Source organism: Microbacterium martis (assembly GCF_047246685.1).
Taxonomy (GTDB): domain Bacteria; phylum Actinomycetota; class Actinomycetes; order Actinomycetales; family Microbacteriaceae; genus Microbacterium.
This window is the reverse complement of sequence record NZ_JBFOKT010000001.1, coordinates 1,324,711-1,337,680: the sequence shown is the minus strand read 5'-3', so window position 1 is coordinate 1,337,680 and position 12,970 is coordinate 1,324,711. Positions and strand designations below refer to the sequence as shown.

The window sequence follows — 12,970 nt, the reverse complement described above, 5'->3', positions numbered from 1 at the left end:
ATGGTTCCCCCGGTCGGGTGTCGGACTCACCCGTCGATCATCCCGCATCGCCGGGTGCTGTCCGTCGGACACGCGCGAAGACTCCGGAAGCGTCACGCCTTCGGGTTCCTGTGCCGCAGGACCCCGAAGGCGAGGGTGGCGACGAACAGGGCGATGCCGATGATCGCGAGCCAGACCAGACCGTCGATCACGAAGCCCACGACCGAGAGCGCCGCCCATGCGACGAGGAGGATCACCAGAACGGTCCACATGAGGTCACCGACCGGTGAGGTCGACCGTCTCGTTCTCGGCGTCGTACTGCTCCCCGGTGAGCTTGGACTTGACGAAGCTGAACAGCGACGCGATCCTTCCGCCAGGGCTGTCCCAGTACTCCGCGGTCTCGGCGGTGAACCTGAGGAGTCCGACGTCGGGGTCGTCGGGACCCTCGGGGAACCACGCCTCCACCGTCGAGCTCCACAACTCGTCGATCTTGGCCCGGTCCTCGACCAGCTCGGCGCGGCCGGACAGCGAGACCCAGGAATCGTCGGAGCTGAGCGAGATGCCGACGCGTTCGTCCTGCCGGATGTCGGCGACGAGCGACGCGCTCTTCGAGACGAGGAACCACAGGTCGCCGTCGAACTCGGCCTCCTGCACCGTCAGCGGATGCGAGACGAGTCGATCATCGGCGTTGCGGGTGGTGAACATGGCGAAGCGGAACTCCTTGACGAGCTCTGCGACGCGCTGGACGGGGGAGGTGTCGGACATGGGGTCGCCCTTTCGTGCACGGTCGGTTCCGTCCCATGATGCGTCGAGGCACCGCGGGCGAGGAGGGGCTTGCGGTCGGTCGTGCGGCGCGATAGCCCGGAACCGACGCACAGGCTCTGGTGCGGGCACCGACCGCGTGATAGGTCTGTACGGGTCGACAGGCGGGAGAGGGGTCCGGTGTGAAGCTGCTGCTGACGTCGGGAGGCGTCACGAACGCCTCCATCCACCGCGAGCTGCAGCAGATGCTCGACAAGCCGATCGAGGAGTGCGACGCGCTGTTCATCCCCACAGCGCAGTGGGGCCATCCGATGTGCTCGCCGCGCTCCGCGTGGAGGTCCGCCGCCGGCACCGGCTCCGATCTCGTCGACCTGGGATGGGCATCCGTGGGACTCCTGGAGCTCACCGCCCTACCCAGCATCGACACGTCACGGTGGCGGGACTGGGTGCTCGATGCCGACGTCCTCCTCGTCGACGGCGGCGAAGCCGTCTACCTCGCGCACTGGATGCGGGAGTCGGGGTTCGTGGACCTGATCCCCGAGCTCTCCCGGACCGTCTGGGTCGGGGTGAGCGCCGGAAGCATGGTGCTCACGCCTCGCGTAGGCCGGGAGTTCCTGGAGTGGAGACCCGACGGCGACGACGGCACGCTCGGACTGGTGGACTTCTCCGTCTTCCCGCATCTCGACTACCCGGGGTGGGACGAGAACACCGGCGAGAACGCTCGGCGGTGGGCCGAGAGCATCGGCGGCCCCGCCTATGCCATCGACGACCAGACGGCGATCGCCGTCGTCGACGGTCGGGCACGGGTCGTCTCGGAAGGCGACTGGCTCGCCTTCGGTCTCGAACCGCGGGACTCGTCCTCGAAGGAGTGAGCGGGCGTCCCTAGCCGTAGAGCAAGTGAGAACCGCTCCACAGCGAGATCTGGAGGGCGAGAATGCCGGCCAGGATGAACAGGGTCGGCAGCAGCGCGAGCGAGTCGATGACGATCCCGACGATCATCATCCATCGCGGCCGGGCCCCCCGACGATGTGCGAGCGCGGCGACGATGAGCCCGATGACCGCGATCGGCAGGGTGGTCAGAGCCGCCCCGAAGCCGATCGGCAGACCCGCGAGGCCGGGAGTCATCGACGACCAGATGAGGCCGACGCCGATCACGGCGAGCGACAGGCATCCGAGCACGAGAGACCAGACGGCGAATCCCGACGGCGATGTCTGCGACGTCATGGCGCGCCCTTCCTGGTCGCCCGCGCTCTCCCCGGTGCGGAATGAGACACAGGGTAGCGCGTTCGCGCCCGGAGACGGGAGAACCCCTCCGCATCCGGCGATGTCGCGCGGTTGCGGAGGGGTTCGGGCGCCTGCGGAAGATCAGACTCCGAAGTACAGCTCGTACTCGAACGGGTGCGGACGCTGCGCCATCGGCAGGATCTCGTTCTCGTACTTGTACGAGATCCAGGTCTCGATGAGCTCCTTCGTGAACACGCCGCCCTCGAGGAGGAACTGGTGGTCGGCTGCGAGCGCGTCGAGCGAGTCGAGCAGGGAGTTCGGCACCTGCGGGATGCCCTTCGCCTCCTCGGGCGGGAGCTCGTAGAGGTCCTTGTCGACGGGCTCGTGGGGCTCGATGCGGTTCTTGATGCCGTCGAGACCGGCCATGAGCTGAGCGGCGAAGGCGAGGTACGGGTTGCCCGAGGCGTCGGGCGCGCGGAACTCGATGCGCTTGGCCTTGGGGTTGGAGCCCGTGATCGGGATGCGGATGGCGGCGGAGCGGTTGCCCGCCGAGTACACCAGGTTGACCGGGGCCTCGAAGCCCTTCACCAGACGGTGGTAGCTGTTCAGGGTCGGGTTGGTGAAGGCGAGCAGCGCCGGCGCGTGCGCCAGGATGCCGCCGATGTACCAGCGTGCGATGTCGCTGAGCTGGCCGTACCCTGCCTCGTCGAAGAACAGCGGCTTGCCGTCGTTCCACAGGGACTGGTGGGTGTGCATGCCCGAGCCGTTGTCGCCGTAGAGCGGCTTCGGCATGAAGGTCGCGACCTTGCCCCACTCGTTGGCGGTGTTCTTGACGATGTACTTGAACTTCAGGATGTCGTCGGCCGCGTGCACCATGGTGTCGAAGCGGTAGTTGATCTCCTGCTGGCCGGCGGTGCCCACCTCGTGGTGCGAGCGCTCGAGGATGAAGCCGGCGTCGATCAGCTTGAGCGTGATGTCGTCGCGCAGGTCGGCCGTCTTGTCGACCGGGCTGACGGGGAAGTAGCCGCCCTTGTACGGGGTCTTGTTGGCGAGATTGCCGCCCTCCTCCTCACGGCCCGTGTTCCATGCGGCCTCTTCGGAGTCGACCTTGTAGAAGCTCTCGCCGGCGGTGACCGAGTAGCGCACGTCGTCGAAGATGTAGAACTCGGCCTCGGGGGCGAAGAACGCGGTGTCGGCGATGCCCGTCGAGGCGAGGTACTTCTCGGCCTTCTTGGCGACCTGGCGCGGGTCCTTCGAGTAGATCTCGCCGGTGCGCGGGTTGTAGATGTCGAAGATCATCACGAGGGTGGTGGCCTCGCGGAACGGATCGATGTACGCCGTCGTCACGTCGGGGATCAGCTGCATGTCCGATTCGTGGATGCTCGCGAAACCGCGGATCGAGGAGCCGTCGAAGAGCTGTCCCTCGGTGAAGAAGGCCTCGTCCACCGTCGCGGCGGGAATGTTGAAGTGCTGCTGCACACCGGGGAGATCGGTGAAACGGATGTCAAGGAATTTGACGTCGTTCTCCTTGATGTAGGTCAGCACCTCGGACGAATCTTTGAACATGTACGACTCCTGTAACGCGGATCGATGGCTTCGGGGCCATTGTGCACAGTACGGCCGGGGCGTTTCCCCGGGGTGTCCGCTTTGTTTCGGGCATGTTACAGGGGTCGCCTAGGCTGGGACGGTGACGGATGCTGTGAACACCTACCCCGGCGAACGACTCGGTTTCCCGGAATCGGGCCCGGGGAGCATCGGCCGACCGGGGCGCCGCATCGGCGCCCTCGCCATCGACTGGGTGGCGGCCGTGATCATCTCCATCGCCTTCTTCGAGTACGACTCCCTCGCCACGATGGCCGTCTTCGCGGTGGTCCAGATCCTGTTCATCCCGACCGCGGGCGGGAGTCCGGGCCACCGCATCCTCGGCATGCGCGTCGTGCGGCTCGACGGCGCCTGGGTGGGGCTCTGGCGCCCGCTGGTGCGCACGGTGCTGCTGATCCTGGTGATCCCCGCGGTGATCTGGGACGCCGACCAGCGCGGCCTGCACGACAAGGCGGCCGGCACGGTGCTCATCCGCGCCTGAGCGGGTCGGCCCGTCGGCCGATGCGGCTCAGGCGCGCCCGCGGTTGCGGCGCCGCGCCTCGCGAGGGGCCCGACCGCCGAGGAAGGACCGTGCCGGGTCGACGATGTAGCCGTGGCGCAGGGCCTCGCGTCCGATCAGCATCCGGAAGCCCATCTCGTCTCGATTGCTGAGCGTCACCTCGGCGAACACCTCGCGATCGACGAGACGGATGAGGAGCTTCACGACCAGACGCTCCTGGGCGTGACCGGACGAGCTGCGCACAGCGCGGCGGTCATGGACGGGGGTCTCGACGACGACGGCGTCTTCGTGCGTGTCCTGCCAGGGGTTCACCCGGAAGCGCACCCACGCCTCGCCCTCGCGCTCGAACTCCGTCACGTCGAACGCATGCAGCGACGAGGTGCGGGCACCCGTGTCGATCTTCGCCTTGATCCAGTCGACTCCGAGATCGGGAAGGGTCACCCACTCTCGCCACCCCGTGAGGGTGTTTGAATGGGGAGACCTACTCACCTAATACATCCTGGCAGGAAATCCCCCGTGAAGATCGCAGTGCTCTCCCGTGCGCCACAGGCGTACTCCACTCAACGACTGCGTGCAGCGGCGCTTCAGCGCGGACACAACGTCAAGGTGCTCAACACGCTGCGCTTCGCGATCGACCTCACGTCGGATGAGCCCGACCTGCACTACCGCGGTCGTCAGCTCAGCGACTACGACGCGATCCTCCCGCGCATCGGCAACTCGATCACGTACTTCGGCACCGCGGTGGTGCGGCAGTTCGAGCAGATGGACGTCTACACGCCGAACACCGCGAACGGCATCTCGAGCGCCAGGGACAAGCTGCGCGCGAACCAGATCCTCTCGCGCCACAACATCGCGATGCCCCCCACGGCGTTCGTGCGCAATCGGGCCGATGTGCGACCGGCGATCGAACGCGTCGGCGGCGCGCCCGTGGTCATCAAACTGCTCGAGGGGACGCAGGGGATCGGCGTGATCCTCGCGCCGCAGGTGAAGGTGGCCGAGGCGATCATCGAGACGTTGCACTCGACGAAGCAGAACGTGCTCATCCAGAAGTTCATCTCCGAGAGCCGGGGGCGCGATATCCGAGCGCTCGTGGTGGGGGATCGGGTCGTCGCCGCGATGCGGCGCTCCGCCGCCGGCGACGAGTTCCGCTCCAATGTGCATCGCGGCGGGTCCGTCGCCGCCATCGAGCTCGATCCGGTCTACGAGCGCGCCGCCGTCCGCTCCGCCCAGATCATGGGTCTGCGCGTCGCCGGCGTCGACATGCTGGAGGGGGAGGACGGCCCGCTCGTGATGGAGGTCAACTCGTCGCCCGGCCTGCAGGGCATCGAGACGGCCACGAAGCTCGATGTCGCGGGTGCGATCATCGACTACATCGCCGGTCAGGTGGCCTTCCCCGAGATCGACGTGCGCCAGCGCCTCACGGTCTCGACGGGCTACGGCGTCGCCGAGCTGATGGTGCACGGAGCCGCCGATCTGGTCGGCAAGACCCTGGGGGAGGCGGGCCTCTGGGAGCGCGACATCACCGTCTTGACGCTGCATCGTGGCGTCAGCGTGATCCCGAACCCCCGCAAGCACGTGGTGCTCGAAGCCGACGACCGTCTGTTCTGCTTCGGCAAGCTCGAGGAGATGCGGTCGATGGTGCCCGAGCGCCGACGGCGCCGCGCCAAGGTGCGCCGCCTGCCTCGGCAGCCCCTCTCGGAATGAACGAGAGCGCGGCCGCCCCGGACGGGACGGCCGCGCTCCGACGACGCGCGGATGCCGGACTCAGCGCGGACGCTGCGCGCGGACCTTCGTCGGGTCGATGCCCTTCGGGATCGGGAGGGACGAGAGCGACTGCGAGACGGATTCGATCCGACGGATGACCGCGGCCATGGTCGTCTTGTCGATCGCCTTGGGCAGCTTCTTGATGGTCTTGGCGAGGTCGGCGATGGCGACCTCGTCGTCGCCGTGGCCGACGTAGAGAACGGTGACGGGCACGCCGTGGGCCACGCGCTGGGCTTTGCTCCGCTCTTCGTTGACGAGACGCGTGAGCCGACCGCGCGCGCCTTCGCCCACCACCACGATGCCGCCGCGACCCACCGTCCGGTAGACGGCTTCCTGGGTCTTCGGGTTGATGCCGACGGGGGTCTCCGACGCCTGCCACCGGCGCCCGAGGCTCGTGCTCAGCACGTGGCCGGTCGCGCCGGGCATGCCGTCGATCTTCGTGTACATCGCCGAGGTCGACAGGCGCGTCATGAGGAACAGCGCTCCCAGCACACCGAGCATGAGCCCGGTGATGCCCCAGAGGATGAGGGTCCACACCTGGAACGGCGGGATGAGGTAGCCGGCGATGAGGCCGAGGAGGATTCCGATCAGCAGGATCCCGACCTGCGCCCACGGCAACCAGGCGTATGCCTCACGGGTGAACCGGAAGAGGGACTTGATCTGGGAGATGAACCCAGGACGCTTCTCGGGTTCAGGAGCACGCTTCGCCATGACTACCAGCCTACCGAGTCGACGGATGCCGTGATGATGAGTTCGCGCCCAGCGGAGCGACGAGGGCTGCACTGCGCCTCCACAACCACGCGTACTGCGGCGATCCGTCCACACTGCCTCGGATCGCTGCCGCGAGGGTGCTCGACGCGATGGGATGAGGGCATGACAGACGTCGAGACGATGGATCGTTCCGAGGTGCTCCTCCCGGGTGCTCATCGGGTGGTCCGCGTGCTCGACCCGACGGAAGGCCCCTTCGCGGGTGCTCTGGTCACGCAGGGGGAAGCGGTGGCCGTGCGGGTCGACGCGTCCGCTCTCGCGGGGTGGGCGGGGTGGCGCTTCGCCGGAGCGGAACACGTTGCGGGTCCCGTCGATGTCATCCGTCGGGTCGACGGGCACGATGCACTCCTGCCGTGGTGCACGGAGCAGGTGCTGGGGTACCTGGCCCGCCGCTCGGCGGCGGGCGCTCCGCTGCCGGCGGGGGAGTGCAGCACGCTCGTCGTGAGCCTTCTGCGAGGGCTCGACGAACTGGGGGCGGACGCCGACGGGGTGCGCACGGGGGTGTGGTGGCTGACCGACGGCGGCCGCCCCACCCTCGTCATCGGCGATGGGCACGACGCCCGCGATGACGCGGCGCAGATCATCGAGCGACTGATCGGCGGCTGCCGCGACAAGGGATCGCTGCGCGTGCTCTCCACGGTGCGTCAGGGACTCCTCGCGGCTCTGCCGCACCCCCGTGTTCCCCGGCCGCTTCTGAACCAGTGGGAGGGGGAACTCCTCGCCATCGCCGCACCGCGACCGCTCACACGCGATACCTTCGCACCGGAGCGGGCGTGCGACATCGCCCGCGTCCGCGATCCGAAGGAGCGGCTGGTCCGGCCGACGCGCGCCGATCGCCCGACCACGCGCCGCGCGCTGTCGCGGCGGAAGAGCCGCGTTCGGCCGCGCCTCTCCTCGATCGGATCGCCGATCATGGCCGCCGTCGACGCACTTCGCGTCTGGAAGGAGAGCCGGGTCCGAGGAACGCGTTCGAACCGGTCGCCGGTACGGGCCGCGCACGATCGATCCGCACCCGGACGGAGGCGCCCCGCGCTGATCGTGGCCGGGGGCGCAGCCGTCGTCGTCCTCGTCGGGGGGCTGGTGTGGCCGACCGGGGAGTCCGGGGAATCGGCGGCGCGGGCGGGTGGCGCGGCCGACCTCGAGTCGCCGGCATCGTCGTCCGACCCGGGCGCCGCGCCCCCGTCACCGGAGAGCTCGTCCGCCGTGACTCGCGCGACGGAAGATCCCTCCGCCGGGAGCCCCGAGGCGGCCGTGACGGCGCTTCTCGCGCGCATAGCCGAGTGTCGGGATGCGGGCGATCAGATCTGCGCCGATGCGGTGGCACCCGGGGCCACCGGCGTCGTCGCATCGGTCAGCCTGCCCGCGGATCGCTTCCCGACGACGGAGCTCGTGGATGAGTATGGCGACGTCGCGGTGATCCGGCTCGGATCATCGGGCGACATCGGCGGACCGGCCCCGGGTGACGACCGAGCGCCGGCGATGACCGAGCAGATGCTGGTGCTGGCGCGTCTGAACGAGAAATGGCTGGTCCGCGACGTCTACGGCGTCGCGGACCAGCCAGGGTGAGGATATGTCGTCAGGCGCCGAGCTGAGCGGCGAACTGCGCCGACTCGAGGCGCGCCTTGACGGCGCCCAGGAATCGTGCGGCGTCGGCACCGTCGATGATGCGGTGGTCGTACGACAGCGCGAGGTAGACGTACGAGCGCACGGCGATCGCGTCGGTCCCTCCGACCTTGACCAGACCCGGGCGCTTGACGACCGTGCCCGTGCCCAGGATCGCCGACTGAGGGAGGAAGACGACAGGCGTATCGAACAGGGCGCCTCGCGAACCGGTGTTGGTCAGCGTGAACGTGCCGCCGGCGAGCTCGTCCGGCTTCAGCTTGTTGTCGCGCGTACGTGCGGCGAGGTCTGCGATCTCGTGAGCGATCTGCGCGATGTTCTTCGACGCCGCATCACGGAGCACGGGAGTCAGCAGGCCGCGCTCGGTGTCGACGGCGATCGAGACGTTCTCCGATGCCGGGTAGACGATCTGGTCGCCGTCGACGGTCGCGTTGACGATCGGGAACGCCTGCAGAGCTTCGGCGGCCGCGAGTGCGAAGAAGGGCAGGAAGGACAGCTTGTCGCCGGTCTTCTCGAGGAACGAGGCCTTCACGCTGTCGCGGTAGTCGGCGAGGGCCGTGACATCGACCTCGACGACCGTCGTCAGCTGAGCCGTCTGCTGCATCGACTCGACCGCACGCTTCGCGAGGACCTTGCGCAGGCGCGACATCGGCTGCGTGGTCCCTCGGAGCGGCGACACCTCGAGCGGCGCCGGTGCCGGGGCGCCGGCTGCGTCTGCGGCAGGGGCGGGCGTGGCAGCGGACTCGGCGGCCTTCAGCACGTCTTCCTTACGGATGCGACCGCCGACGCCGGTGCCGGTGACCGACGCGAGGTCGACGCCCTGCTGGGCGGCGAGCCGACGCACGAGCGGAGTGACGTACAGGTTGTCGCTCTCGGTGGGCAGACTGAGCTTCGGCGCGGCCGATTCGGAAGCGGATCCGGTGGTCGACTCGGCAGCGGCGGGAGCCGGCTTCGGCGCGGCCGCCTGCGCGGCACCGCCGGTGGCCTCTTCCGGGGCCGCCTCAGCGGGAGCGGCGACCGGGGTCTCGGCCTCCGGCCGCTCGGCGGGCTGCTCGACGGGCGTCTCGGAGACCGACGCCGCAGCACCCGGAGCCTCGGCGGCGGTCGGCGTCGCGGCCGGAGCCGCGTCGGCGGCAGGTGCCGCGCCGGAACCGACCCGGGCGAGAACGGCGCCGACGGCGACGGTCTCGTCTTCGGCGGCCAGGATCTCCTGCAGCACACCCGCGACGGGCGAGGGAATCTCGGTGTCGACCTTGTCGGTGGAGATCTCGAGCAGCGCCTCGTCGACCTCGACGCTGTCACCGACCTGCTTCAGCCAGCGCGTCACGGTGCCTTCCGTGACGCTCTCGCCGAGCTCGGGGAGCACGATGTCCTTGGCGTCGCCGGACGGCGCGGCATCCGCGGCGGCTGCCTGCGAGCTCGCGTCCTGCTCGGTCGAGGCCTGGGGGGCGGGCGCCTCCTCGGCGGGCGCCGATGTGTTCTGCTGCTCGGCGGGCGCCTCGGCCGGGGCCGACTCCGCCGGGGCTGCCTCTTCGGCGGCGGGGGCATCCTGCGACGGGGCGGCGGCGCTGCCGTCGCCGATGCGCGCGAGGAGGGCGCCGACCTCGACGGTCTCGTCCTCGGCCACGAGGATCTCCTCGATCACGCCGGTGACCGGCGAAGGGATCTCGGTGTCGACCTTGTCGGTCGAGATCTCGAGCAGGCCCTCATCCGCCTGAACGGTGTCGCCCACCTGCTTGAGCCAGCGGGTGACCGTACCCTCGGTGACGCTCTCGCCGAGAGCGGGGAGGACGACGGATGTGCTCATGACTGAGTCTCCTTCAACAAGTTGTATGACGCGTGTCTAGCTTAGTGACTCGGGCACCGGTTGGTGCTCAGAGGGCGTGCAGCGGCTTCCCGGCCAGCGCGAGGAAGGCCTCGCCGAGCGCTTCGCTCTGCGTCGGATGCGCGTGGATGAGGGGAGCGATGTCCTCGGGGTGGGCCTCCCATGCGACGGCGAGCTGCCCCTCGGTGATCAGCTCGCCGACCCGGTCGCCGATGAGGTGCACGCCGACGACCGGTCCGTCCTTCAGCCGTACGACCTTCACCGATCCGCCGGTCCCGATGATCTCGCTCTTGCCGTTGCCGGCGAGGTTGTACTCGTAGGCGACGACCGCGTCGGCACCGTGCTCGGTGATCGCTGCATCCTCCGTCACTCCGACAGATGCCACCTCCGGGCTCGAATACGTGACCTTCGGGATCTGCGAGTCGGGCACCGTCACCGGCGAGAGGCCCGCGATCCGCTCCGCGACGGCGATGCCCTGCTGGAATCCGCGGTGCGCCAGCTGCAGTCCGGGAACGATGTCGCCGACGGCCCAGACGCCGGGCGCTCCGGTGCGCAGGTCGGAGTCGACGACCACGAAGCCGCGATCGAGCGCCACGCCCGCCTCCTCGTACCCGAGGTCGGCGGTCACCGGTCCGCGTCCGACCGCGACGAGCAGGTAGTCGGCGGTGAACTCCGTGCCGTCCTCGAGCGTCACCGTCACCGAATCGTCGTTCTGCGTGGCGCTCTGGAAGCGCACGCCGAGCGAGTACCGGATGCCGCGGCGGCGGAACGCACGCTCGAGGCCCTTGCTCATGGTGACGTCTTCGTTCGGGACCAGGTGGGGCAGGGCCTCGATGATGGTCACCTCGGCGCCGAAGGATCGCCACACGCTCGCGAATTCCACGCCGATCACGCCTCCTCCGAGGACCAGCACCGTGCCGGGGATCTCGTCGAGGGCCAGCGCCTGCTCGCTCGTGAGGATGCGCCCGCCGATGTCGAGTCCGGGGAGCGACCGGCTGTACGAACCGGTCGCGAGCACCACATCGGCCCCGACGTAGACGTCGTCTCCGACGCTCACGCTGCGGTCGGGGTTCAGGCGTCCGTGCCCGACGACCGTCGTGATGCCGCGTGCCTTGACCAGGCCCTCGAGTCCCTTGTACTTCTTGGCGACGATGCCCTCGCGGTAGTCCCGCACTCCGGCCGGATCGATGCCGACGAGCGTGGCCTCGACTCCGACCGATGCCGCGTCGCGCACGTTCTCCGCGACCTCCGCCGCATGCAGGAGAGCCTTCGTCGGGATGCAGCCGCGATGCAGGCAGGTGCCGCCGACCTTGTCCTTCTCGATGAGGGCCACCGACTTGCCGAGCTCGCTCGCACGGAGCGCGGCGGCGTAGCCGCCGCTGCCACCGCCGAGGACGACGACGTCGAAGCTGTGATCTGCCATGTGTCATGCCTCCTTGTGGGATGCTGCCGCGGATGCTGCGGCGAAGGCGATGAGCGTTCTGACCATCGCCCCCGTGGGGCCCTTCTCGGTGAATCCGTACGGCGCGCCCCCGTGTTCGCCGGACCCCGCGATGTCGAGGTGCACCCACGGGATGCGCGGCGCGTCCTCGTCGTCGGAGGTGCGGCCGACGAACCGACGGAGGAAGAGTCCGGCGTAGGACGCCCCGCCCATGCGGTCGCTCATGTTGACGTTCTGCAGGTCGGCGATGGGCGACTCGAGGGACTCCTCCATGTACGCCGGCAGAGGCATGTGCCAGACGAGCTCATCGGCGTCGCCTGCGGCGGCGAGGATCTCGGCGACCGTGTCGTCATCGCCGAAGACCCCGGTGTGGCGATGCCCGAGGGCGGCGACGATCGCGCCGGTCAGCGTGGCGACGTCGATCACCACGTCGGGGTTCTCCCGGCTGGCGGCGACGAGCCCGTCGGCCAGCACCAGGCGGCCCTCGGCATCCGTGTTGAGGACCTCGACCGTCGTGCCGTCGAGGATGCGCACCACGTCACCGGGCCGCAGAGCGCGTCCGGACGGCATGTTGTCGGTGATGCAGAGCCAGGCGGTCACGTGGACCGGGAGGCCGAGCATGGCGATCGCGCGGATCGCGGCGAGGCCGGTGGCGGCCCCCGCCATGTCGAACTTCATGCCGACCATCGACGCGGCGGGCTTGAGCGAGAGACCGCCGGTGTCGAAGGTGATGCCCTTGCCGACGATCGCGATGTGGCGGGCGGCGTCGGCGGGCGAGTAGTCGAGGCGCACGAGGCGCGGCGGCCGGTCGGACCCCTGCGCGACGCCGAGGATGCCCCCGAAGCCCTGTTCGGCCAGGGCGTTCTCGTCGAGGATCTCGACGGCCACGTCGAGGTCGGCGACGCTGTCGGCGGCGCTCTGCGCGAGCTGCGCCGGGCTCTGCCATTCGGCCGGGACGTTGACGAGGTCCTTGATCAGTGCCACGGCCTCGCCGGCGGCCTTCGCGCGGTCCAGCGCCGCGTCGTCGATGTCGGCGTGCAGCGTGACGGCGGTCGCTCGCGTCTTCCCCTTGTCGGAGCGGTACGTGTCGAACCGGTAGCCACCGAGCACGGCGCCTTCGGCGGCGGCCTCCGCGTAGCCCTCGAGACCGGCGGCGAGGCCGACGGCGACCCGGTCGAACCCGGTCAGAGAGCGCAGTGCCGTGCCCACCGCGTTGCGCACAGCGGCGGCGTTCGGCGTGGCGCCGACTCCGACGACCGCGAAGGGCAGCGAGGTGACGTCGGGAGCGTGAATCCGGAGGTAGGACGACGGTGAACCGGTGAAACCGACGGCCGAGAGGGTCTCGGCCAGTCCGGGATACGCCTCCAGCGGGTCCGCCGCCGCGGAGATGTCGGGGACGACGAGCACTGCGGCGTCTGCAGCGCTTCCGGGGAACTGAACGGTGGTGTGCGAGAGCACGGGAAGCGTCATGCCTCCCATCCTAGGA

13 protein-coding genes are annotated in these 12,970 nt (G+C 69.4%); 4 read left to right on the top strand and 9 right to left on the bottom strand.

The features are described 5' to 3' along the window. Positions 1-92 precede the first annotated feature (92 nt). Positions 93-251: a hypothetical protein gene (locus AB3M90_RS06435; RefSeq protein WP_412950734.1), complete on the bottom strand. Its 159-nt coding sequence runs from the start codon at positions 249-251 to the stop codon at positions 93-95. 4 nt (positions 252-255) lie between these two features. After that, positions 256-744, bottom strand: a complete 489-nt coding sequence (locus AB3M90_RS06430) for a pyridoxamine 5'-phosphate oxidase family protein (RefSeq protein ID WP_412950733.1) — start codon at positions 742-744, stop codon at positions 256-258. Between the two features lie 179 nt (positions 745-923). Here AB3M90_RS06430 and AB3M90_RS06425 point away from each other — a divergent pair, with 179 nt between their 5' ends. Further along, positions 924-1,613 (top strand): Type 1 glutamine amidotransferase-like domain-containing protein, encoded by a 690-nt coding sequence (locus tag AB3M90_RS06425; RefSeq protein WP_412950732.1) that lies wholly within the window; start codon positions 924-926, stop codon positions 1,611-1,613. 10 nt (positions 1,614-1,623) lie between these two features. On the opposite strand, the gene AB3M90_RS06420 is transcribed toward AB3M90_RS06425, so the two are convergent. Then, positions 1,624-1,965, bottom strand: coding sequence for a hypothetical protein (locus AB3M90_RS06420; protein ID WP_412950731.1), 342 nt, complete (start codon positions 1,963-1,965; stop codon positions 1,624-1,626). A 141-nt stretch (positions 1,966-2,106) separates the two neighbouring features. Next, positions 2,107-3,531: a type I glutamate--ammonia ligase gene (gene glnA, locus AB3M90_RS06415; RefSeq protein ID WP_412950730.1), complete on the bottom strand. Its 1,425-nt coding sequence runs from the start codon at positions 3,529-3,531 to the stop codon at positions 2,107-2,109. A gap of 121 nt (positions 3,532-3,652) precedes the next feature. Here glnA and AB3M90_RS06410 point away from each other — a divergent pair, with 121 nt between their 5' ends. Continuing rightward, complete coding sequence (locus AB3M90_RS06410; RefSeq protein WP_412950729.1) at positions 3,653-4,048, top strand: RDD family protein; 396 nt, start codon at positions 3,653-3,655, stop codon at positions 4,046-4,048. 27 nt (positions 4,049-4,075) lie between these two features. On the opposite strand, the gene AB3M90_RS06405 is transcribed toward AB3M90_RS06410, so the two are convergent. Then, positions 4,076-4,555 (bottom strand): ATP-dependent zinc protease family protein, encoded by a 480-nt coding sequence (locus tag AB3M90_RS06405; protein ID WP_412950728.1) that lies wholly within the window; start codon positions 4,553-4,555, stop codon positions 4,076-4,078. A 27-nt stretch (positions 4,556-4,582) separates the two neighbouring features. On the opposite strand from AB3M90_RS06405, the gene AB3M90_RS06400 reads away from it, so the two are divergent. After that, complete coding sequence (locus tag AB3M90_RS06400) at positions 4,583-5,770, top strand: RimK family alpha-L-glutamate ligase (RefSeq protein ID WP_412950726.1); 1,188 nt, start codon at positions 4,583-4,585, stop codon at positions 5,768-5,770. Between the two features lie 60 nt (positions 5,771-5,830). On the opposite strand, the gene AB3M90_RS06395 is transcribed toward AB3M90_RS06400, so the two are convergent. Next, positions 5,831-6,541, bottom strand: coding sequence for a DUF4191 family protein (locus tag AB3M90_RS06395; protein ID WP_412950724.1), 711 nt, complete (start codon positions 6,539-6,541; stop codon positions 5,831-5,833). Positions 6,542-6,703: 162 nt separating this feature from the next. Between AB3M90_RS06395 and AB3M90_RS06390 the strand changes: the two genes are divergently transcribed. Further along, a complete protein-coding gene (locus AB3M90_RS06390) occupies positions 6,704-8,164 on the top strand; it encodes a hypothetical protein (RefSeq protein WP_412950723.1) in 1,461 nt (486 codons plus the stop codon). 10 nt (positions 8,165-8,174) lie between these two features. Here AB3M90_RS06390 and sucB read toward each other — a convergent pair whose 3' ends face one another. The 3 genes from sucB to AB3M90_RS06375 all read right to left on the bottom strand — a co-directional run bounded on the left by sucB (position 8,175) and on the right by AB3M90_RS06375 (position 12,954). Beyond that, positions 8,175-10,025, bottom strand: coding sequence for a 2-oxoglutarate dehydrogenase, E2 component, dihydrolipoamide succinyltransferase (gene sucB, locus AB3M90_RS06385; RefSeq protein ID WP_412950721.1), 1,851 nt, complete (start codon positions 10,023-10,025; stop codon positions 8,175-8,177). Positions 10,026-10,092: 67 nt separating this feature from the next. Beyond that, on the bottom strand, positions 10,093-11,466 hold the full coding sequence (lpdA, locus tag AB3M90_RS06380) for a dihydrolipoyl dehydrogenase (RefSeq protein WP_412950719.1): 1,374 nt from the start codon (positions 11,464-11,466) through the stop codon (positions 10,093-10,095). 3 nt (positions 11,467-11,469) lie between these two features. After that, positions 11,470-12,954, bottom strand: a complete 1,485-nt coding sequence (locus tag AB3M90_RS06375) for a leucyl aminopeptidase (protein WP_412950718.1) — start codon at positions 12,952-12,954, stop codon at positions 11,470-11,472. Between the last annotated feature and the right edge of the window lie 16 nt (positions 12,955-12,970).

Excerpts from the sequence above, each read along its gene's own strand:
- sucB (WP_412950721.1), bottom strand. The coding sequence starts at position 10,025 with ATGAGCACATCCGTCGTCCTCCCCGCTCTCGGCGAGAGCGTCACCGAG.
- AB3M90_RS06430 (WP_412950733.1), bottom strand. The coding sequence starts at position 744 with ATGTCCGACACCTCCCCCGTCCAGCGCGTCGCAGAGCTCGTCAAGGAG.
- AB3M90_RS06375 (WP_412950718.1), bottom strand. The coding sequence starts at position 12,954 with ATGACGCTTCCCGTGCTCTCGCACACCACCGTTCAGTTCCCCGGAAGC.
- AB3M90_RS06435 (WP_412950734.1), bottom strand. The coding sequence starts at position 251 with ATGTGGACCGTTCTGGTGATCCTCCTCGTCGCATGGGCGGCGCTCTCG.
- AB3M90_RS06390 (WP_412950723.1), top strand. The coding sequence starts at position 6,704 with ATGACAGACGTCGAGACGATGGATCGTTCCGAGGTGCTCCTCCCGGGT.
- glnA (WP_412950730.1), bottom strand. The coding sequence starts at position 3,531 with ATGTTCAAAGATTCGTCCGAGGTGCTGACCTACATCAAGGAGAACGAC.
- AB3M90_RS06395 (WP_412950724.1), bottom strand. The coding sequence starts at position 6,541 with ATGGCGAAGCGTGCTCCTGAACCCGAGAAGCGTCCTGGGTTCATCTCC.
- AB3M90_RS06420 (WP_412950731.1), bottom strand. The coding sequence starts at position 1,965 with ATGACGTCGCAGACATCGCCGTCGGGATTCGCCGTCTGGTCTCTCGTG.
- lpdA (WP_412950719.1), bottom strand. The coding sequence starts at position 11,466 with ATGGCAGATCACAGCTTCGACGTCGTCGTCCTCGGCGGTGGCAGCGGC.